Origin of the sequence: Luteimonas flava, assembly GCF_036584485.1 — a bacterium.
GTDB lineage: Bacteria > Pseudomonadota > Gammaproteobacteria > Xanthomonadales > Xanthomonadaceae > Luteimonas > Luteimonas flava.
This window is the reverse complement of sequence record NZ_JAZHBM010000001.1, coordinates 436,463-457,065: the sequence shown is the minus strand read 5'-3', so window position 1 is coordinate 457,065 and position 20,603 is coordinate 436,463. Positions and strand designations below refer to the sequence as shown.

The 20,603-nt window shown below is 68.0% G+C and carries 14 protein-coding genes; 5 read left to right on the top strand and 9 right to left on the bottom strand.

Features of this window, described 5'->3' with window-relative positions; all coding sequences use genetic code 11:
* Positions 1-308 precede the first annotated feature (308 nt).
* From V3391_RS02075 to V3391_RS02065, 3 genes are read right to left on the bottom strand one after another with little or no spacing between them, the layout of a single operon-like run.
* Positions 309-3,395, bottom strand: a complete 3,087-nt coding sequence (locus V3391_RS02075; protein WP_332076766.1) for an efflux RND transporter permease subunit — start codon at positions 3,393-3,395, stop codon at positions 309-311.
* Positions 3,392-6,898 (bottom strand): efflux RND transporter permease subunit, encoded by a 3,507-nt coding sequence (locus tag V3391_RS02070; RefSeq protein ID WP_332076765.1) that lies wholly within the window; start codon positions 6,896-6,898, stop codon positions 3,392-3,394. Before V3391_RS02070 ends, V3391_RS02075 begins: the two co-directional genes overlap by 4 nt.
* Positions 6,898-8,019, bottom strand: a complete 1,122-nt coding sequence (locus V3391_RS02065) for an efflux RND transporter periplasmic adaptor subunit (protein ID WP_332076764.1) — start codon at positions 8,017-8,019, stop codon at positions 6,898-6,900. Before V3391_RS02065 ends, V3391_RS02070 begins: the two co-directional genes overlap by 1 nt.
* Positions 8,020-8,282: 263 nt before the next feature.
* Here V3391_RS02065 and V3391_RS02060 point away from each other — a divergent pair, with 263 nt between their 5' ends.
* Positions 8,283-8,657 carry a c-type cytochrome gene (locus tag V3391_RS02060; protein ID WP_332077688.1) on the top strand — a complete coding sequence of 125 codons (375 nt, stop codon included), beginning with the start codon at positions 8,283-8,285 and terminating at the stop codon, positions 8,655-8,657.
* A gap of 8 nt (positions 8,658-8,665) precedes the next feature.
* A complete protein-coding gene (locus tag V3391_RS02055; protein ID WP_332076763.1) occupies positions 8,666-9,091 on the top strand; it encodes a c-type cytochrome in 426 nt (141 codons plus the stop codon).
* Positions 9,092-9,993: 902 nt separating this feature from the next.
* On the opposite strand, the gene V3391_RS02050 is transcribed toward V3391_RS02055, so the two are convergent.
* Both V3391_RS02050 and V3391_RS02045 read right to left on the bottom strand, forming a co-directional pair.
* On the bottom strand, positions 9,994-11,598 hold the full coding sequence (locus V3391_RS02050) for a hypothetical protein (RefSeq protein ID WP_332076762.1): 1,605 nt from the start codon (positions 11,596-11,598) through the stop codon (positions 9,994-9,996).
* Positions 11,599-11,626: 28 nt separating this feature from the next.
* Positions 11,627-12,220 carry an NfuA family Fe-S biogenesis protein gene (locus V3391_RS02045; protein ID WP_332076761.1) on the bottom strand — a complete coding sequence of 198 codons (594 nt, stop codon included), beginning with the start codon at positions 12,218-12,220 and terminating at the stop codon, positions 11,627-11,629.
* An 83-nt stretch (positions 12,221-12,303) separates the two neighbouring features.
* Here V3391_RS02045 and V3391_RS02040 point away from each other — a divergent pair, with 83 nt between their 5' ends.
* Positions 12,304-12,645 (top strand): 4a-hydroxytetrahydrobiopterin dehydratase, encoded by a 342-nt coding sequence (locus V3391_RS02040; protein WP_332076760.1) that lies wholly within the window; start codon positions 12,304-12,306, stop codon positions 12,643-12,645.
* 37 nt (positions 12,646-12,682) lie between these two features.
* On the opposite strand, the gene V3391_RS02035 is transcribed toward V3391_RS02040, so the two are convergent.
* A complete protein-coding gene (locus tag V3391_RS02035) occupies positions 12,683-13,648 on the bottom strand; it encodes an RluA family pseudouridine synthase (protein WP_332076759.1) in 966 nt (321 codons plus the stop codon).
* Between the two features lie 409 nt (positions 13,649-14,057).
* Between V3391_RS02035 and V3391_RS02030 the strand changes: the two genes are divergently transcribed.
* Positions 14,058-17,327 (top strand): ribonuclease E/G, encoded by a 3,270-nt coding sequence (locus V3391_RS02030; protein WP_332077687.1) that lies wholly within the window; start codon positions 14,058-14,060, stop codon positions 17,325-17,327.
* 111 nt (positions 17,328-17,438) lie between these two features.
* On the opposite strand, the gene V3391_RS02025 is transcribed toward V3391_RS02030, so the two are convergent.
* The 3 genes from V3391_RS02025 to V3391_RS02015 all read right to left on the bottom strand — a co-directional run bounded on the left by V3391_RS02025 (position 17,439) and on the right by V3391_RS02015 (position 20,014).
* Positions 17,439-18,086: a response regulator gene (locus V3391_RS02025; protein ID WP_332076758.1), complete on the bottom strand. Its 648-nt coding sequence runs from the start codon at positions 18,084-18,086 to the stop codon at positions 17,439-17,441.
* Between the two features lie 89 nt (positions 18,087-18,175).
* On the bottom strand, positions 18,176-18,769 hold the full coding sequence (locus tag V3391_RS02020) for an SCO family protein (RefSeq protein WP_332076757.1): 594 nt from the start codon (positions 18,767-18,769) through the stop codon (positions 18,176-18,178).
* A 99-nt stretch (positions 18,770-18,868) separates the two neighbouring features.
* Complete coding sequence (locus V3391_RS02015) at positions 18,869-20,014, bottom strand: pyridoxal phosphate-dependent aminotransferase (RefSeq protein WP_332077686.1); 1,146 nt, start codon at positions 20,012-20,014, stop codon at positions 18,869-18,871.
* A 71-nt stretch (positions 20,015-20,085) separates the two neighbouring features.
* Here V3391_RS02015 and V3391_RS02010 point away from each other — a divergent pair, with 71 nt between their 5' ends.
* The gene (locus tag V3391_RS02010) at positions 20,086-20,568 is read left to right on the top strand and encodes a DUF3293 domain-containing protein (protein ID WP_332076756.1); all 483 of its coding nucleotides are present in this window, start codon (positions 20,086-20,088) and stop codon (positions 20,566-20,568) included.
* The last annotated feature ends 35 nt before the right edge of the window (positions 20,569-20,603 follow it).

Genomic DNA, 20,603 nt, shown 5'->3' with positions numbered 1-20,603 from the left:
TCTTGGCAAAAGTAAGCAAAACCGTCTTCGCCGGACGCGATCCGCCGCGATACAGCCGCGGCGGTCCCCTGCGCTTCTCGGTCGACGGGGCACATTGGGACCTTCACGGTTCCGCAGCCCAACCTCGCTGCGCTCAGACATGGGCTGCTCTACGACCCCGTCGCCCTGCGATGCTCGGCTCGCTTTACGGCTCGATTGAAATCGAAAGCCAAAGCCAGAACGAAGGCCAGAGCAGGAGCGAAAGCAAAAGCAGGAGCAGGAAAACAACCGGCGCCCGAGGGGCGCCGGATGCTAATGCAAAAGACGTATCAGCCTGCCGCAGCAGCAGGATCGGCGTGAACACCCCGCGCCCGTCGGATCAACCGCACGCTGCCATGCCGCATGTCGTCGAGAATCGCGTAGATCGTCGGCAGGAACAGCAGGCTGACCACCGTCGAGAACGCCAGACCACCTGCCACCGCGCGGGCCATCGGCGAGTACGCCAGGCCGCCGAGCACGACGGTGTCGCTGAGCGAGATCGGAATCATCGCCAGGATCGCCGTGCCCATCGTCATCAGGATCGGACGCAGACGTTCGCGGCTGCCTTCGACGAGTGCCTCCAGCCGCGGCATGCCGCGCCGGCGCAGGTTGTTGATGTGCTCGACCATGATGATGCCGTTGTTCACCACGACGCCCATCAACACGAGGATGCCGATGAAGGCCATCACCGTGAACGACGTGCCCGTGAGCCAGAACAGCCAGAACACGCCGAAGACCGAGAACACCACGCAGCTCATGATCGCCGCCGGGAACAACAGCGATTCGAACACCGCCGCCATCACCACGTAGATCATGATCACCGCGATCAGCAGGTTGAACATCATCTGCCGGCTCGCCGCCGCGTCGTCCTCGAAGCCGCTGCCCGAGAAGCTGTAGCCGTAGCCCGCGGGGAACGCGACCGTGTCGAGCACCTGCTCCAGCGCCTTGCGGGCGTCGGGCATCGTGGTTTCGCCGGCGAGATTGGCCTGCAGGGTCAGCGAGGTCTGGCGATCGTTGCGACTGATGCGACTGGCGGACGGCTCGACCCGCATCTCCACCAGACTCGTCAGCGGCACGCTGCGGCCATCGGGCGCGCGGACCATGAAGCTGGCGATGTCGGCCTGGTTGAACTGCTCGGCGCCGGCGAAACGCACCCACACCGGCACTTCGTCCTCGCCGCGACGGAACTCGCGCAACTGGCTGCCGCGCAGCGCCAGGCCGATGAAGCTGGAGACCTGATCGGCACTGAATCCGAACGCGGCCGCGCGGTCACGATCGACGCGGATCGTGAGTTCCTGATTGAGGTCGCCCGCCTCGACGCGCACGTCGCGCAGCGCCGGGTTGGCGGCCAGCATCGGGATCACGCCATCAGCGAGTTCACGCAGCACCTGGGTCGAGTCACCGACCAGCTGCACCTGCACGCCCTGTCCGCCCTGGCCACCACCACCACCGCCACCCTGCCCGCCGCCCACGCCGACCTCGGCACGCGCCGACTTCGGCAAGGCCTGGCTGATCGCTTCGGACAGCGCCTTGGTGTCGCCGACGTCGTCGTTGAAGGTCACGACCGTGCCCGAGTCGTTGCCCTCGCCGAACCAGGAATAGATCTGCTTGATCCGGTATGTCTCGCGGTTCTCGTCGAGGAAGGTCTCGAAACGCAGGACCTCGTCGGAGCGCTGTTGCAGGTTGTAGCTGCCCTTCCACTGGTAGTAGATCTGGATTTCCTTGCCGCCGCCGCTGTCGCCGAACATGTCGAACTTGGTCTTGGTCATCGGCACCAGACTCACCGCGACCACCAGCAGGATGGAGAGCACGGTGATGCCGCGATGCTCCAGCGACCAGCGCAGGATGCGCGCGTAGCGACGTTGCATGCGCGCGATCAAACCGTTCGGGCTGGCCACGGCAGGCGGCGTCTTCATGCGCGCCGACATCATCGGAATCAGGCTCACCGCGACCAGCCACGAGGCCAGCAGCGACACCGAAATGGTGATCGCCAGCTGGTTCATGAAGATGCTGATGTTGTTGGTCTCGCCCAGCATGTTCGGCACGAACACGATGCAGTGGCACAGCGTGCCGGCCGACAGTGCGATCGCCACATGACGCGTACCCAGCACCGAGGCCAGCCACGGCTGGTCGGGCATGCGTTCGCGTTCCTGGTAGATGCTCTCCACCACCACCACGGCATTGTCGACCAGCATGCCGACCGCGAGCAGCAGGCCCATCAACGACAGCACGTTGAGCGTGACGTCGAAGAAGTGCATGAAGCCGAGCGTGATGATGAAACAGATCGGAATCGCCAGCGTGACCATCAGCGTCGACGGCCAGTGGCGCAGGAAGAAATACAGCACGATGATCGACAGCACCAGACCGATCGCGCCGGCCTCCACCAGTTCCAGCAGCGAGGATGTCACCTCGTCGCCCATGTTCTGGATGACCTTGACGTCGATGCCTTCGAGCCCGGGTTCACTGCGCGCGGCCTCGACTTCGGCGAGTACGTTCCGCGACACCTCGACCAGGTTCGCGTCGCGCTCCTTGTAGATCTCCAGGCCCACCGCGGCGCGGCCGTCCAGGCGGCGGCCGTAGTCCATGCGCTGCGGCTTCATGCGCACGTCGGCGACATCCGACAGACGCAGGCCCTGCTGGTTGATGACGAGGTCGCGCAACTGCTGCAGATCCCCGATCTCGCCGAGCGGCTGCACGCGCAGGCGCTGCCCGCCATCGAGAATCTGTCCGGCGGAGACCGAGAAGTTCAACGCGCGCAAACGCGTCGCCAGTGCATTGAGCTCGATGTCGTGTGCGGTCAGACGGTCGGGCTGGACCGCGATCTCGACCTCGTTTGGCGCCGCGCCGTTGATCTCCACGCGTGCCACGCCGGGCACGCGCTCGAGCCTGCGCTTGAGCTGGCGGTCGATGAGCTCGTAGCTGCCGGACAGATCGACGTTCGCCGCCAGACGCATGCGCAGCACCGGCTGATCGCTGGTGGAGAATTTCTGCACCATGTAGCGACGGAAATCGTCGGGCAGATCGCTGCGGATCGCATCGATGCGCTCGCGGGCTTCCGATGCGCTGATTGCGATGTTGCGGTCCCAGTCGCTGAACTCGAGAAACACGAACGCGCCGTCCGACGTCGCCTGCCCGCGCATGCGCTTGATGCCGCTCATCGTGGCCAGCGTTTCCTCCGCCGGGCGCAGCAGGTTCTGCTCCGCTTCGGACGGCGTCGAGCCGGTATACGGCAGCTGCACCACCAGGAACGGCGCCGAGATGTCCGGCAGCGCCTCCAGCGGCAGGCGCACCGACGCGATCAGTCCGATCACCACCATCGAGATGAAACACATGATGGTGGTGACCGGGCGCCGCAGGCTCAGCTCGGCGATGCTCATGTCGCGCTGGCCTCCGCGTCGGGACGATCGGCCGCGGCGCCCAGACGGGTCCGTCGGCCGCGTTCGGCGTAGTACGCGTCGGACTTGCGATCCAGCAGGTCGTAGACCACGGGGATCACCAGCAGGGTGAGCACGGTCGACACCGCCAGACCGCCCATCACCACGATCGCCATCGGCGAGCGCACTTCGGCGCCGTCACCGAAGGCCAGTGCCAGCGGCAGGAAGCCGAACAGCGTCGACAGCGTGGTCATGATGATCGGCCGCAGACGCGAGCGTGCACCGTCCACCAGCGCCTCGCGCTTGGGCACGCCGGCCTCGCGCAACTGGTTGACCTTGTCGATCAGGATGATCGCGTTCTTCACCACCAGGCCCACCATCAGGATCAACCCGATGAAGGCGACCACCGAAATGGTGTTGCCCGTCAGCAGCAGGCCGCCGATCGCACCGACCATTGCGAGCGGGATGGTGAACAGGATGACGAAGGGGTGCAGCAGCGATTCGAACTGCGAGGCCATCACCAGATAGACCAGGAAGATCGCCAGCGCGAATGCCATCAGCAGCGAACGCATCGACTCGGCGAGCTCTTCGCCCTGACCGCCGATGTGCATGCCGACTTCGGGACCGAGCGGATTCTCGGCCACCATCTGCCGCACTTCGCTCACCGCAGCGCCCAGATCGATGCCGCGCAGGTTCGCCGAAATCACCGCCACGCGGACCTGGTCGGCGCGGTGGATTTCGCTCGGTCCGACCGTCGCGACCACGTCGGCCACCGAATCGAGACGCACCGGCGATGCGCTGCCCGGATTGACGATCAGATTGCGGATGCGGTCGACCGAATCGCGTTCGTTCTCCTGCGCACGCACCAGCACGTCGATCTTGCGATCGCGGAAGTTGTAGCGCGTGGCCACTTCGCCGCGCACCGCGCGCACCACCGCATCGGCGATCTGACGCGTGGTCAGGCCGAAGGCGCCGGCGCGTTCCTGATCGAACACGATCTGGATCTCCGGGAAGCCCTGCTCCACGGTGCTCTTGACGTCGGCGTAGTGCGGATTGGCGCGCAGCAGTTCGGACATGCGCTGGCCGGCCTTGGCCAGACCCTCGAGATCCTGCCCGCGCAGTTCGATCTCCAGCGGCGTGGAGAAGCTGAAGATCTGCGGGCGGGCGAAATCGACCGCGACACCCGGATACTTCTGCATCGTCTCGCGCAGGCGTTCGGTCTGCTGCGCTTCGAACTCGCGACTGCCGCCACCACTCATCACGATGCTCAGCTTGCCGATGTTCTCGCCGCTCTCGGTCGGATTGGCATCCAGGCGCGTGCCGCTGCCGCTGACGCCGAACAGCAGCTCGACGCCGTCGTCGCCGGTGTGCGCCTGCTGCACCTCGCGCATGATGCGGTCGGTCTCGCGCAACGGCGTGCCGGGCGGCAGCTTGGCGGTCATCTCGAACCGGTCCTGCGCCAGCTGCGGAATCAGGTCGGTGCCCAGCAGAGGCACCGCCAGCAGGCTGACCACGAACACCGCGGTCGCGGTGCCCAGCACCAGCCAGGGACGCGCAAGCGCGGCCGGCAGCATCTTCAGGTAACTGCGCTCGGCGCGGTTGTAGGGCGCCATCGCCAGATCGCTGGCGCGGCCCATGACCCGGCCGCTGCCGCCCGAGATGAAGCGCCAGACGCGCACGACCACCCAGGCGATGCCGAACAGCACGCCGCGGAACCCGGCGCCGATGCCGCGTCCGGTCGCCGCCAGCGGCTTCTGCCAGCGGCTGTCCGGATGCCACTGCGGATGCGGCGCCTCTTCCGGAAACGCCATCGGCGGGCGGCCCTTGAGCGAGGCCATCATCGGGATCAGCGTCAACGCGACGAACATCGACACGCCGACCGCGATCGCGATTGTCAGCGCCTGGTCGCGGAACAGCTGGCCGGCGATGCCTTCGACGAACACCAGCGGCAGGAACACCGCGATGATCGTCAGCGTCGAGGCGACGACCGCCATGCCGACTTCGCGCGTACCGGTGATCGCGGCCTCCAGAACACCCAGCCCGCGCTCGCGCGCCTTGGCGATGCTTTCGAGCACGACGATCGAGTCGTCGATCACCAGTCCCGTCGCCAGCGCCAGACCGCCGAGCGACATGACGTTGAGGCTCAGGCCCAGCTGGTCCATGAAGAAGAACGTGGTGATGATCGAGATCGGCAGCGACAGGCTCACCACCAGCGTGCTCCAGCCGCTGCGCAGGAACAGGAAGATGATCAGCACAGCCAGGGTGCCGCCGATCACCGCGTCGGTGCGCACGTCATGGATTGCGGCGCGCACGAACTTCGACTGGTCGTCGACGACGGTCAGCGTCATGTCCGGCGGCAGCTCCTTGCGGATGACGTCCAGACGCGCCTGCACCGCGTCGGCGGTCGACACCGTGTTCGCGTCGCCTTCCTTGTAGATCGCCAGTTCCACCGCCTCGGCGCCGCCGAGCCGGATGATGCTTTCGCGCTCCTTGAAGCCCTGGCGCACGGTGGCGATGTCGCGCAGACGGATCGCGCGGCCGCCGGCGATCGTCGTGCTGCCCGCGCCCGAGGCGCTCTGCACCGACGCCGCGGCCGCGAGCACTGCCTGCGAACCGCTGGCCGCCGCGATCGCCGCCATCTGCTGCGCGGCGTTGGCGGCGCTGTTGTCGCCGCCCGATTGCGTAGCGACCAGCATCTCGCCGATCTGCTCGACGCTCGAGAACTGGTTGACCGTGCGCACGAGGTAACGCTGCGTGCCCTGGTCGAGCCGGCCGCCGGACAGGTTGATGTTCTCCTGCTGCAGGCGCTGGATGACGTTCTCGATCGGCAGACCGATACGCGCCATCTGCTGAAGATCGAGCTCGACCTGCACTTCGTCTTCGAAACCACCACCCACCTTGACCGCGGCCACGCCGACGACGGGCTCGATCTTCTTCTTCAGGTCGTCGTCGGCGTAGCGACGCATACGCGTGAGTTCGTCGACCGCATCGCCCTTCTCGCCAGCGGTCAGTGCGAGGCGCAGGATCGGCTCGGTCGAGGGGTTGAAGCGCAGCAGCACCGGCGGCGTGACTTCAAGGGGCAGCTGCAGCGTTTCGAGCTTGTCGCGCACCTCCAGACTCGCCTGGTCCATGTCGGTGCCCCAGGCGAACTCCAGCACCACGTCGCTCTGGCCGGTACGCGAGATCGAGCGCAGCTTGCGCACGCCCTTGACCACGCCGACGGCTTCCTCGACCGGCTCGCTGACCAGCGTTTCGATTTCCGACGGCGCCGCGCCGGTGTACTCGGTGCGCACGGTCAGCGTGGGATAGCTGAGGTCGGGCAGCAGGTTGACCTTGAGGTTGGTCAACGCGATCAGGCCGAACAGCATCATGCTGATCGCGACCATCCATACCGTCACCCGACGACGGGTGGAGAACTCGACGAGATCGAAACGTCCCGTCGGCGCGGCGTGCGGATCCGCGGCCGGGCCGTCGCCGGCGGGGCCGTCGTGCGGCGCGCCGGCCATTACTTCGCGTCGCTCTTGGCGTCGGCGGCGGCAGGCGCTGCAGCGACCGGCGCTTCACCGATCACCTGCACCGTGCTGCCCTCGCGCAGCGCGACCTTGCCGGCCGTGACGACCGGGTCGCCGTCTTCGAGACCACTGCGGACTTCGATCAGATTGCCGTCGATGTAGCCCAGCTCCACCGGCACGCGTACCGCCTTGCCGTCGCGCACGGTGTAGACCGCGGTTTCGTCGCCTTCGTCGAGCAGCGCGCTGCGCGGAATCACCAGCGCATCTGCGCGCTGGTCGTAGTCGATATGGATGCGGCCGAACATGCCGGCGCGCAGCATCTCGTTGCCGGCGAATGCGGTGACCACGCGGAAGGTGCCGCTGCGCGATTCGACGATCGGCGCGACGCGCTCGACCACGCCTTCGAAGCTTTCGCCCGGCAGCGCATCGACCTGCAGGCGCACAGGCTGGCCGCGCTTGAGCACGCGCAGTTCGCGCTCGGGCACGTTGAGCGTGGCTTCGATGCGCGCGTTGTCGACGATGCTGAAGATCGGCGTGTTGATCTGCACGAAATTGCCGGTGCGGATCATGCGCTGCGAGATCACGCCCGAGATCGGCGCGGTCACCGCGGTATAGGACAGTTCCAGCTGTGCCATCTCGTGCTGGGCGCGCGCGGTATCGAGGTCGAACTTGATCTGGTCCAGATCGTTGGCGCTGATCATCTGCTGGCCCACGAGCTGCTGCGCGCGGCGGTAACTGTTCTCCAGCTTGCCCATCGTGGCGCGGCTCTGCAGCACGGCCAGACGTGCGCGGTCGGGATCGAGCCGCACCAGCGGCTGGCCGGCGCGCACCGTGTCGCCCTCTTCCACCAGCACCTCGAGCGCGATGCCCGAGGTCTTGGCCACCACGTCGGCGCCGCGCGGCACTTCCAGCGAGGCCGTGCCCACGTAGCTGGCGGCCACACTGCGGCGCGCGACCACTTCCGTCTCCACCGGCACCGGCGCCGCGGCCGCGTCGGCAGGCTTGGCCTGGGCATCGCCACCCCCCTTGCACGCGGACAGACCAAGGGCGACGGCCAGAAGAATGGCGCCAGTCAGGACGCGTCCCGTGGACGCGAAGGCATGCGGTGTGGACATGTGGATTCGATGTAACCCCTACGGTGTTGTAGCAAGGTATATCACCAGTGCATGACACCGAATGCGCCATAGGTCATGGTGACCTCCGGTCCGCGTCCGGCGCCGATGTTGCAGCGCATTGGGTTTGCGACGCGGCCGTGGCTATACTGGCCCGGTTGTGCACCGGTTCATGCAGAAAACGCCTGCCGGTCGCAATCGCATCGCTTCCCAGACAGCACTTTCAGCCATTCAGGATTGCGGATAACCCGATGACGCGACTGCTGATGCTCGCCGCCTGCTTCGTTCTTGCTTCGCCCGTCCTGCGCGCCTCCGCGCTGGAGGCCGCTGCACCCGCCGCCCCGACCGCACCCGCGGCCGCAGCGCCGGCGGCCAATGTGCCGCTGGTCGGCAATGCCGAGACCGGTCGCCAGCTGACCTATACCTGCCAGGGCTGCCACGGCGTCGACGGCTACCGCAACGTCTATCCGCACTACCACGTGCCGAAGATCGGCGGCCAGTCGCCCGAGTACCTGGTCAACGCCCTGCACGAATACAAGCGCGGCACGCGTCGTCACCCGACGATGCAGGCGCAAGCGCAGAGCTTCACCGACCAGGACATCGCCGACATCGCCGCCTTCCTTTCGGAGCTGACCAAGTGAGCGGCGCCATGATCCGTCCGGTCCGCGCCCTGCCCGTCCTCGTGCTCGTCGGCCTGCTGGCCGCCTGCGGCGGCCAGTCCCACGATCCCGAAGCGCAGCCCGCGCGCAGCTCGTCCGCCGGCCTGCCGTCGGGCACCGCCGACGCCGGCGAACAGGCCGCCAACGTCAAGAGCGCGGCCACCGGCCAGACCTGCATCGACTGCCACGGCGCCGGCGGCAACGTCCCGATCGATCCGACCTACCCCAAGATCGGCGGCCAGTTCCGCGATTACCTCGCCCATTCGCTGCAGGCCTATCGCGACGGCGACCGCGAACACGCGCTGATGTCGCAGCAGGCCGCCGGCCTGAGCGACCAGCAGATCGCCGATCTCGCCGCGTACTTCGCCGCGCAGCCGAGCCAGCTGCGCGATCTGCGCGGGGCGCACGACCGCTGAGTCCGCTTCGGCGGCGCTGTCTTCGCGCCGTTTGATGTCGCGTGTCCGTTTCGGCGGGCATGCGTCAGTCGCGCCTCGAGGGGCGTTCCTTGATTCGATCTGACCAGGTCTCAGCCTGGTTCCGAGGCGTGCCTGTGTCTTCGCGCTTTGGCTCTGGCTCTGGCTCTGGCTCTGGCTTTGGCTTTGGCTTTGGCTTTGGCTTGGCTTGCTTGGCTTTGGCTCCCAGCTCTTGATCTGAATCGAGCCGTAGAGCGAGCCGAGCACCGGAGCCTGGCGTGGCCGGAGAGCAGCCCATGTCTGAGCGCAGCGAGTTTGGGCTGCGTGCCGCGTCAGGCGAGGAGCGGAGGGCACCGATGCGGCTTCATCGCAGCGGCTCGCGTCCGGCGAAGGGACCTTTTGGTTCCTTTTGGGTCCATCCAAAAGGAACTCGCACGCGCAGCGGGCGAAAGCCCTGCAATTGATGTTCGCTTCTCAGCCTTGACGTTGGATTTTGATGCGCGGCCAGACGAGGTGCTCGCAAGCAAAGACCAAAGACAGGGCTTCCGCGCTGTCGCGCGGCTTACTTTTGTCTTGGCAAAAGTAAGCAAAACCGTCTTCGCCGGACGCGATCCGCCGCGATGAAGCCGCGGCGGTCCCCTGCGCTTCTCGGGCAACGGGGCACGCAGCCCAAACTCGCTGCGCTCAGACATGGGCTGCTCTTCGACCCCGCCGCCCTGCGATGCTCGGCTCGCTTTACGGCTCGATTGAAATCAAAAGCTGAAAGCAAAGCCAAAGCCAAAGCCAAAGCAGCAGCTAAAGCAGAAGCGAGAGCGAGCAACGTCATGGACTCCCGCCTGCGCGGAAGTGACGGCATCAAAACAGCAGAAAGAAGCAATGACGCACGAGCGCTGAGGGCAAATCGATCAGCCGCCCAGGCTGTCCTGATCTTCCTGCAACTCCGGCTTCCACGGCACATCCGGCGGCGGGCGACCGTCGGTCTCCACGTCCTGCATGTTCGGATCGGTGATGCCGCAGGCGCCGCCGAACATCAGCAGCGCCACGTTGCACTGCACGGTCTTGCTGGTGCCGGGAATCGGGATCAGCACGGTCTTGACGCTGCGGCGCACCCATTCCTGTAGCAGGGTTTCGCTGGGCGTCCAGAAACGGTCGAAGCTCGTGGGTTCGTAGTCGGTCGGCGGGCGCTTGAGCCAGGTGCCTTCGCGATCGATCCGGGCGAAATCCTCGGTGACGGTACCCGGCGGCAGGCCACCGCCGACGCGTCCGTCACCCGCGAGACGCGGGCGACCGTCGGCGCCGAGCAGGCCGGATGGACTCCCGGGCTGACCGCCGTCGCGCGCGGTGGTGCCGTTGCCCCAGTCGTCGGCAGCGCGGGTCGACGGTGCCGCGCCCGGCGGCATGCCCGCGCGCGTACCGGCGCCCGCCGTCGGATTCGGCGCAGGCGTGCGCATACCGGGCGGCGCGGGGGTCGGCGGCCGTGGCGACGGCGTCGCCACCACGGGCGCGGCAGGTGCCGGTGCTTCGGGCGCAGGCGTGGGCACCGGTGCTTCGCGCATCGGCACTGCGCGTTCGCGTGCGACGACGTCCGCGACCTGTCGCGTCGGCACCTCGGGCGCATCGACCACGACCGATGGCGCCTCGCGCGTCGGCAGGCGCAAGGTCTCGGTCGGCTGCGGCACGCTGCGATCGCGGACTTCGACCTCGACCTCGCGCTGCTGCGCGGTGATCTCGGCGAGCGGCGCGGGTGTGCGCAGCGCCGGAATCTCCACCGCCTGCAGCTGCGCTTCGGGCACCTGGCGATCGCGCACGGCGATCTCGGGCGCGGCACCGGGACGCGGCGGCGGCAGGGTGAACTCGGTATCCGGCACCGGGGTGTGCGTGACCTGCAGGACCTGCTCGGTCGGCTCGACGGGCTCGGTCGCAACCACGGCGTCCTGCGCAGTCGACGAGTCCTGCGGCGCGGTCGGCGCAGGTGGCGCGTCCGATGGCGTGGGCGCGGCCGTCGGCGCGGGCGGCGCGTGCACGACCGTAACCGGCTCGCCTGCCTCGCCGGCGCCCGCATCCTCGGGCGTGCCGTCACCGATGAAGACGGCCTGCACCACGTGTTCTTCGCCCTGCGCGGCCGGCGCCGGCACTGCGAAATGGGCCTGCGTCAGTACCAGCAGACCGCCGACCCAGAGCAGTTGCGCGAACAGCGCAAGCACCATCGACACGCGCTTGGGACCGCGATGCTCGCGGGGCTCGGGCTCCCAGCGCGGATGCAGCAGGCTGATCCAGGCGGCCAGTGCGTTCTTCGGCACCCGGCCTTTGCGCCGCGCCGGCGCGGGCTGTGCGACCAGTACCGCGACGATCGCCTCGGCGGTCGCGCCGGTCACCGCGCCAGCGCGCGCGCGCATCGTGTCGAACCAGCGGGTCCAGCCGGCGGGAAATCCTTCGGGCGCGTCTTCCGGCCGGATCGAACGGCGCCGGCGGCGGCGCAGCACGTCGATCAGGTCGGCAGCAGTGAACATCCGGTGGCGGCCGCCGGTTGCGGACGAATCAGGCCGCGTCGCGCGGCATGTACGGCGCGTCGCCGGTGTCGTGATCGGTCGCGTCACGGACCGCGGTCACGCCCGGTGCCTTCTCCATCAGCGTCTTTTCGATGCCCTGCTTCAGCGTGACGTCGACCAGGCCGCAGCCATGGCAGCCGCCGCCGAAGCGCAGTACGACGACGCCTTCGGCCGTCACTTCCTGCACGCTGACGTGCCCGCGGTGCTGGGCGAGCTGCGGGTTGATCTCCTGCTCGACGACCCAGCGCACGCGCTCGACCAGCGAAGCGGCTTCCGGCGGCGCCTCTCCCTTGATCTTCGGTGCGCGGATCTGCAGCTGGCCGCCTGTGGCGCGGCTTTCGTAATCGATCTCGGCGCCATCGAGGTACGGCACGCTCGGCGCGTCGAGCCACAGCGTGAAGCCGTCGCAATCGATCGCCCACTCGTCGCCCTGCAGGTCATCGCTGCCCGCGAACTCCAGGCGCACGTCCGCACGCGGGGTGCCGGCATGCACGGCCGACAGCCGCACGCCGAGGCCCGGCAGGGTCTCGCGCTCGATCAGCTTGCGGAAATGCGTCTGCGCGGTTTCGGAGATGTTGATCATGCCGCGTATTCTAGCGGTCCCGCGCCCGTGCACACGCCGGTCGCCGTCTGCCGCATGAACGGCTCTCGACAGGAGATTCCACGATGTCCGACCTCATTCCACTCGGCGATGCCCGCTGCGTGCCGCGCCGCGGCGACGCGCACCGTCTGCCCGAAGCGCGCGTGCGCGAACTGCTGCCGCAGGTGGCCGGCTGGACGCTCGCCGAAGACGGTCAGGCGCTGACCCGCACCTTCCGCTTTGACGACTACCACCGCACGATGGCCTTCGTGAACGCGCTGGCCTTCATCGCCCACCGCGAAGACCACCACCCCGATCTCGGCGTGCACTACGACCGCGTCGATGTGCGCTTCTCGACCCACGATGTCGGCGGCCTGAGCGAGAACGACTTCATCTGCGCGGCCAAGGCCGACCAGCTGATCGCCTGAGCCGGCACGCGCGCCCGGGAACTGCGGACCGCCCGGCTCAGCGCAAGCGGTCGAGCGCCTCGCGCAGGTCGTCGGCCAGCGGGGCGTCTAGGAGGTAGGCCTCGCCATCGTCGAGGGTGAATTCGAGCGACGCGGCATGCAGGAACAGGCGCTTGAGGCCGATCTGGTCGCGCATGCGCTTGTTGACCTCCACATCGCCGTATTTGTCGTCGCCTGCGACCGGGTGGCCGATGTGCTGGGCGTGGACGCGGATCTGGTGGGTGCGGCCGGTCTCGATCCGGACCTCGCAGTACGACTGCCCGCCCCGCCGCTCCAGCACGCCGAAGTGGCTCAGCGATGTCTTTCCGGCCGGGTTCACCTGCACGTGGCGCTCGCCGCCCTGGCGCAGGCCCACGTGCAACGGCGCGTCGACGCTCATCGTGCCGTCGGGCATGCGCCCGGCAAGCAGCGTGAGGTAGCGCTTGCGGATGCCGGCGCCGTGATCCTCGCGCAGCAGTGCCTGCAGCTGGGTCAGGGCCGAGCGCTTCTTGGCCAGCACCATCAGGCCAGAGGTGTCGCGGTCGAGCCGGTGCACCAGCTCGAGCGACTGCGTCGGCCGCAGCGCGCGCAGGGTTTCGATGACGCCGAAGCTGATGCCGCTGCCGCCGTGGCTGGCGATGCCGCTGGGCTTGCTGATCGCCAGCAGACGGGCGTCCTCGAACACGATGCTGGCGTCCATCGCCGCCAGCAGGCCCTTCGACGGCGTGCCCGCCTCGCCCGGCGTCTCCAGCCGGACCGGCGGAATCCGTACCTCGTCGCCGGCATCGAGCTTGCGCTCGGGCTTGGCGCGGCCCCCGTTCACGCGGACCTGCCCGCTGCGCACGATCTTGTAGATGATCGACCTCGGCGCGCCCTTGAGCTGGCCGAGCAGGAAGTTGTCGAGGCGTTGGCCGTCGCGATCGTCCGGAACCCGGACCAGTCGCACGCCACCGCCGCCGGCGGAGCCGGAACCGTTGTCAGTCATCGTCGCCTGTTTATCTGGTACACTCGGGCCGCGATCTAAGGTGCTGATTTCTTTGAAAGAACACGGGCCAAAAGCCCGCCTCTCAAAGGCTTCCGGACAGTGCGCGGCCACCGCCCCAGGGGCGGCCATGTTAGCGGCTGTACGGCAGTACCGACCATCGCCCGATGCCTGGCATCGGCGCTGAACACGTCCCGCGTGACGCTCGCGACCGCCGAAACACCGGTCGCAAGCGGTCCGCGGCCTGCACTACCCAGACAATACAGAGCGCTCCCGCGGCCCGCCGTGGTGTCGTAGCGCTGGACAATCCGGTTCGTCGCTGCGCGTGCGCGGCGGCTTCAGGCTTCATCCAGGCGAAACGCCCCGGCGTTCCGCGCGTGAGAGCGCGCAAGGAAACGCAACCATGAAGCGCATGCTGATCAACGCGACGCAGGCAGAAGAACTGCGCGTCGCCATCGTTGATGGCCAGTCCCTGTACGACATCGACATCGAACAGCCGTCCAGGGAACAGAAGAAGTCCAACATCTACAAGGGCCGGATCACCCGCATCGAGCCCTCCCTCGAAGCCGCGTTCGTCGAATACGGTGCCGCCCGCCACGGCTTCCTGCCGCTGAAGGAAGTCTCCCGCGACTACTTCCAGGCCGGCGCGGACCCGAACAAGGGCGCGATCAAGGAGCTCCTGCGCGAAGGCCAGGAAGTCGTCGTCCAGGTCGACAAGGAAGAGCGCGGCAACAAGGGCGCCGCCCTGACCACGTTCATCTCGCTGGCCGGCCGTTACATGGTGCTGATGCCCAACTCGCCGACCGCCGGTGGCGTGTCGCGCCGGATCGAGGGTGAGGACCGAGCCGAGCTGAAGAAGGCGATGGACGCCCTCGACATCCCGGACGAGATGGGCGTGATCATCCGTACCGCCGGTGTCGGCCGTGACGCCGAAGAGCTGCAGTGGGATCTCGACTACCTGCTGAGCATCTGGCGCGCGATCGCCGACGCCGCGCTGAGCAAGCCCTCGCCGTTCCTGATCTACCAGGAATCGCGCCTGATCACCCGTGCGCTGCGCGACTACATGCGCGCCGATATCGCCGAGATCCTCGTCGATACGCCGGAGATGTACGCAGAGGCGAAGGAATTCGTCGAGCAGGTGATGCCGCACAACCTGCGCAAGCTCAAGCACTACACCGACGATGTGCCGCTGTTCAACCGCTACCAGATCGAGTCGCAGATCGAGAGCGCCTACGAGCGCACTGTGCGCCTGCCGTCCGGCGGCGCGCTGGTCATCGACCAGACCGAAGCCCTGACCGCGATCGACGTGAACTCCGCCCGCGCGACCAAGGGCGGCGACATCGAGGAAACCGCGTTCAACACCAACCTGGAAGCGGCCGAGGAAGTGGCCCGCCAGCTGCGCCTGCGCGATCTCGGCGGCCTGGTGGTGATCGACTTCATCGACATGTCGTCGAACAAGCACCAGCGCGACGTCGAGAACAAGCTGCAGAACGCGCTCAAGTACGACCGAGCCCGCGTGCAGCAGAACAAGATCTCGAAGTTCGGCCTGCTGGAAATGAGCCGTCAGCGCCTACGCGCGTCGCTGGGCGAGTCGAGCCAGATTGTCTGCCCGCGCTGCGAAGGCCACGGCCGCATGCGCAGCATCGAGTCGCTGTCGCTGTCGATCATCCGCGTCGCCGAAGAGCATGCGATGAAGGACAACACCGGACAGGTGCTGGTGCAGGCCCCGGTCGAAATCGCGAACTACCTGCTCAACGAGAAGCGCAGCGCGCTCGAGGAGATCGAAAAGCGCCACGACGCGCCGATCATCATCGTCGCCGACGAGCAGCTGCACACGCCGCACTACGAGGTCTCGCGCATCCGCGAGAACGAGCTCGGCGAGGAAACCGCGCGCCCGAGCTATCAGCGCGGCACGCCGCGTCGCGTGGCGACGATCGCGCTGAGCAAGAACAACCTCAACGTGCCGCCGCCGGCCGTCACCAACGTGCGTCCGACGCAGCCTGCGCCGATCCGCGAGCCGAAGCCGGAAGCCGTTGCGCCCGCACCGGCGCCCGTGCCGCAGCCGGCACCTGCGCCCGCTGCACCGGTCGCCACCGGTGGCGTCATGGGCTGGCTCAGGACGCTGTTCGCACCGCCTGCGCCGGCCAAGCCGGCCGCTCCCGCGCAGACCGAGCGCGCGCCGCGTGCCGATGGCGGTCCGCGCAGTGAGAACCGCGGCGATCGTAACGATCGTGGCCGCAATGGCCAGCGCCGCGACCGTCGCGGTGGCCGTCAGGGTCAGGGCGGATCGAACCAGTCGCCTGTCGCGAACGAAGCCAAGCAGGCGGCGCCCGCGCAGCCGGCCCGCGACGATACGCAGCGTGAAGCGCGTCGCGAGCCTGCGGCCGTTGCCGATACCGGCGCGCGCAAGGAGCGTCAGCAGGAACGTCGCCAGCGCCAGAAGCAGCGCGGCCCGCGGCAGAAGACCGAAGGCGACGTGACCGAGGCCCACGCGGCGATCGCCACCGCAGCGCCGGTCGCTGCTGCATCGATCGAAGCGCCTCGCGCGGCCCAGCCCGACATCGAGCAGACCGCACCGGCAACGACGACCGACAGCGCACCTGCTGTCGTCGCCACGCACGCGGCGCCGCGTCCTGAAACCGCGCCGGTGCAGACCGACACGGATTCGGACGACAGCAACGACACCAGTGCGTCCGATGCCGATGGCAACGGCGAGGCCGGCGACGATGACGGCAGCAACGGCCGTCGCCGTCGCGGTCGTCGTGGTGGCCGTCGCCGTCGTCGCGGCAAGGCCGGTGACGGCTCGGCCGGCGACGAGACCGCACTGGACAGCGATGACGCGGGCGACGACGACACCGCCGTGGCCACCGGTCACGGCCAGCCCGAGTTCGATTTCGACGATCTGCCCGCACCTGCGGCGCAGCCGGCGCGCGAACCGCGCGCATCCGAGCAGCAGGACACGCGGCCGGCCGTCGCAGCGGCTGCGGTCGCCGCGGGTGCGGTTGTGCAGGCGAGCGAGCCGGCAGCGCCGGTTCTCGACACGCCTGCGCCCGCGCAGCCGGTCGAGACCTGGACCGCGGCGCCGGCATCGGTCGACGTCGACGTCGCGCAGAGCCCGGTCGAACGCGCCGCGCCCGTCGCCGATGCCCCCGTTTCGCTGCCGGCAGTCGAATCGCCGGTCGTCGCAGACGTGACGCCGGCGCAGGACATCGCGCCTGCCGAGCTCGCCGCGGACGACGTCGCGAATGCGGCCCGCCCGGTGGCGCCGGTCGAAACGACTCGCAGCTTCGATCCTGCGCCGCAGGCCGAGCCGAGCGTCAGCGCCGACGTATCGGCTGCTGTCGCACCGCAGTTCGACGCCACACCGGCGATCGATGAGGCCAGCGCACCGGCACAGGTCGACGAGGCCCCGGCCGCGCCGCGTGCACCGGTGACCCAGGGCCTGTTCGACGCGCCCGCACAGGCCGCCGCGCAGCCCGGCGAGGCGTCTTCCTTCGAGCCCGAGACGACCGGCGTTGCGCCGGGCGACGCGGCGCTGACGGATGACGAGATCGCAACGCCGACCGAGCCTGCGTTCGCAGACGCAGCGTCGGCGGAGTCAGACGACGCAGACAGCGACGATGAGCCCGAGTCGGACTACCGCACCGACCCGCGTCTGCGGCCGCGTCCGAACGACGCCTGAGTCGTTCCAGCGCGTGTGACAACCAAAAACCCCGGCTTCGGCCGGGGTTTTTTCTTGGAGTGTGATGTCCTGGCTGCGGATGCAGGCAACGATTTCACAAGCGGCCCAGCGTCAGATCGCGAGCTCCACCGGCGCGATGCGGTACTGGCTCGCCAGGCGCGCAAGCGCGATCGAGTCCTGGATCTGCAGCTTCTCGAACAGACGCGACTTGTGCGTGTTGACCGTCTTGGCGCTGAGGCTCAGACGTCGCGCGATGTCTTCCTGGCGCAGCCCCTGCAGCAGCAGCATCGCCACTTCCATCTCGCGCGGCGACAACGCATCGAACGGCGTCTCGTTGCCGCCGATGCCCGACAGCGCCAGATTCTGCGCGATGTTGCTGGCGAGATACCGCCGCCCACGTGCGACGTCACGCACCGCGCGCACGAGCTCCGCGGCATCGCCGCCCTTGCCCACGTACCCGGATGCACCGGCTTCGATCATCCGGCGCGGCATCGGCCCGTCCTCGAGGATCGACACCACGATCACCCGCGTTTCCGGCTGTCCACGCACCACGCGTTCGGTCACTTCCAGCCCGCTGACGCCCGGCAGATGCAGATCGCACAGCACGATGTCCGGCTTGAGCCTGCGGATCAACGGCAACGCTTCTTCGCCGCTCTCGGCCTCGCCGACCACTTCGATGTCCGCCTCGCTCGACAGGATCATGCGCAGGCCCGTGCGGACGAGTGCATGGTCGTCGACCATGAACACGCGAATCGTCATCCCTGTCTCTCCATTCCCGTACCACCCCGGCGTCCGAGGCTACGCTGCGCGTGAGATGAATCGCAAGTCGGGAAATGCTGACTGCGTGGTCAGCCCGCCGCCTGCACAGGCGTCATCGCCAGACGGATGTCGTCGACCATCGTGTCGACGGGCTGGTCGTACTGGAATGCGAGGCGCAAACGGCCGTCGGGACCGATCAGATAGTTCACCATCGTGTGGTCCATCGCATACGACGAACTCGTCGGCACTTCGCGATAGGTCACGCGGAACGACTGCGCCGCGAGCCGCGTCTGCATGTCGTCGCCGCGCAGCGCGACGATGTCACCGCCGAATGCGCCCACGTACTGCGCGAGGATCTCGCCCGTGTCGCGCTTCGGGTCCACGGTGACGAACACGATCTGCAGCTGCTCGCCGTCCGCACCCAGCGCGCGGCGGATCTGCGAAGCCTTCAGCAGACTGGTCGGACAGACTTCGGGGCAGTGCGTGTAGCCGAACGACAGCAGCACGTAGCGCCCGCGGAAATCGCCGAGCCCGCGCGGCTGGCCCTGCGTGTCTTCGAGATCGAGACTGCGGCCGTAGGACACGCCGGTCAGATCGGTGCCGGTATACGGCCCGGCCGGCGGCGCGCTGCAGCTCGCGAGCAACAGCATGGACACGGCGATGGCGGCGGCACGAAGAAGCACGGTCGACAGTCGTTCGATGGCAAGGCGCGGAGTGCGCAGGGCACAAGTCTAGCGATGCATCGCTGAAGGTCCGCCGCGACCGAACGTCGCAGCGCACGCTCAGAGCTTTTGCAGGCGCTTGATCGCCGCGTCCAGCGTCGCGTCGTTCTTGGCGAAACACAGCCGCGCCAGGCGCTGGCCGACGGGCGGCGCCGCATAGAACGGCGACAGCGGAATCGCGGCGACGCCCTTCTCGACCGTCAGCCAGCGACAGAATTCGGCGTCGTCGAGATCGCTGACCGCCGAATAGTCGACCAGCTGGAAATAGCCGCCCGGCACCGGCAGACACTTGAGGCGTGTGGTGGCGAGCTGCGCGGCGAAGGCGTCGCGCTTGGTCTGGTAGAAGGCGCCGAGCTGCTCGTAGTGTGCCGGTTCCTCGCGCAGCATCTCCGCGAACGCATGCTGCGCCGGCGCGAAGGTGCAGAACACGTTGTACTGGTGCACCTTGCGGAATTCCGCGCTCAGCGCGGGCGGCGCGATGCAGTAGCCGAGCTTCCAGCCGGTGCAGTGGTAGGTCTTGCCGAAGCTCGACACGACGAAGCTGCGTTCGCGCAGTTCCGGCCAGCGCAGCGCGGATTCGTGGCGCGCGCCGTCGAACACGATGTGCTCGTAGACCTCGTCCGACAGCAGATAGATGCCGGTGCCCTGCAGCAGCTCGGCGATCGCCTGCATGTCGGCCGCGCCGAACATCGCGCCGGACGGGTTGTGCGGGCTGTTGACGATCAGCATCCGCGTTTTCGGTGTGACCGCGTCGCGCACGCGCTGCCAGTCGGGCGCGAACGTCGCCGGGTCCAGCGGCACGTGCACGGCCACTGCGCCAGCCAGTTCGATCGCCGGCTCGTAGCTGTCGTAGGCGGGGTCGAGGACGATGACCTCCTCGCCTGCGCGCACGACGGCGTGGATCGCGTTGAAGAGGGCTTCGGTGGCGCCGCTGGTGACGGTGATCTCCGCATCGGCATCGGGCAGATGTCCGTACACGCGTTCGGTCTTCTCCGCGATCGCCTGCCGCAGCGCCGGGATCCCCGTCATCGGCGCATACTGGTTGTGGCCGGCGCGCATGGCCGCGGCGAGTGCATCGACCAGGCGCTGCGGCACGTCGAAATCGGGAAACCCCTGCCCGAGGTTGACGGCGCCGTGTTCGGCCGCAAGCTGGGACATCACGGTGAAGATCGTGGTGCCGACCTTGGGAAGCTTGGTCCGGATCATCGCCTGCATGCCGTTGGGGATCTGAGGGGCCACGAGTGTACGGACGCGGACCACGGGGATAAACCGCCGCCATGAACAACCAGCATCCCATCGACGACACCCGCCTGGTCACGCTGCTGCACGCCTATCTGGATGCCCGTTACCGCTGGCAGCACCGCGACGACTGGCACGACATCGTCATCGGGCTGCCCACGCCGGGCCTGGATCTGCGTTATCCCGATGCGGCCGGCTTCGGTCTCGTGTCGGCATGGAATCCGATGTCGGTCGCACGCCCGCCCACCGAGAACCGGCGCTCGGACAGGGCGCTCGAAGCGGAACTGACCGCACTCGGCCTGCCGCACATGCCCGCCTTCGCCAGCGCCGCCGACCGCAGCTGGCGCGAGCCGAGCTGGATCGTGCTCGGCATGGAGGTCGGAGCATTCGATGCGCTCGCGCAGCGCTACGACCAGCTGGGCACGTTGTGGTGGTCGCGCGAGACTCCCGTGCGTTTGCGCATGTACGCCGGACGCCCCGCCGGACTCGAAGGCGACCAGCACGTCGACTGGCTGCGCTGACGCAAACCGCATCGCTGCGGATACGATGGCCGCGC

What these genes read in the sequence shown, in the direction of transcription:
- V3391_RS02055 (WP_332076763.1), top strand. Translation starts at nt 8,666, where the DNA reads ATGATCCGTCCGGTCCGCGCCCTGCCCGTCCTCGTGCTCGTCGGCCTG.
- V3391_RS02010 (WP_332076756.1), top strand. Translation starts at nt 20,086, where the DNA reads ATGAACAACCAGCATCCCATCGACGACACCCGCCTGGTCACGCTGCTG.
- V3391_RS02060 (WP_332077688.1), top strand. Translation starts at nt 8,283, where the DNA reads ATGCTCGCCGCCTGCTTCGTTCTTGCTTCGCCCGTCCTGCGCGCCTCC.
- V3391_RS02050 (WP_332076762.1), bottom strand. Translation starts at nt 11,598, where the DNA reads ATGTTCACTGCTGCCGACCTGATCGACGTGCTGCGCCGCCGCCGGCGC.
- V3391_RS02045 (WP_332076761.1), bottom strand. Translation starts at nt 12,220, where the DNA reads ATGATCAACATCTCCGAAACCGCGCAGACGCATTTCCGCAAGCTGATC.
- V3391_RS02030 (WP_332077687.1), top strand. Translation starts at nt 14,058, where the DNA reads ATGCTGATCAACGCGACGCAGGCAGAAGAACTGCGCGTCGCCATCGTT.
- V3391_RS02065 (WP_332076764.1), bottom strand. Translation starts at nt 8,019, where the DNA reads ATGTCCACACCGCATGCCTTCGCGTCCACGGGACGCGTCCTGACTGGC.
- V3391_RS02070 (WP_332076765.1), bottom strand. Translation starts at nt 6,898, where the DNA reads ATGGCCGGCGCGCCGCACGACGGCCCCGCCGGCGACGGCCCGGCCGCG.
- V3391_RS02040 (WP_332076760.1), top strand. Translation starts at nt 12,304, where the DNA reads ATGTCCGACCTCATTCCACTCGGCGATGCCCGCTGCGTGCCGCGCCGC.
- V3391_RS02025 (WP_332076758.1), bottom strand. Translation starts at nt 18,086, where the DNA reads ATGACGATTCGCGTGTTCATGGTCGACGACCATGCACTCGTCCGCACG.
- V3391_RS02075 (WP_332076766.1), bottom strand. Translation starts at nt 3,395, where the DNA reads ATGAGCATCGCCGAGCTGAGCCTGCGGCGCCCGGTCACCACCATCATG.
- V3391_RS02015 (WP_332077686.1), bottom strand. Translation starts at nt 20,014, where the DNA reads ATGATCCGGACCAAGCTTCCCAAGGTCGGCACCACGATCTTCACCGTG.
- V3391_RS02035 (WP_332076759.1), bottom strand. Translation starts at nt 13,648, where the DNA reads ATGACTGACAACGGTTCCGGCTCCGCCGGCGGCGGTGGCGTGCGACTG.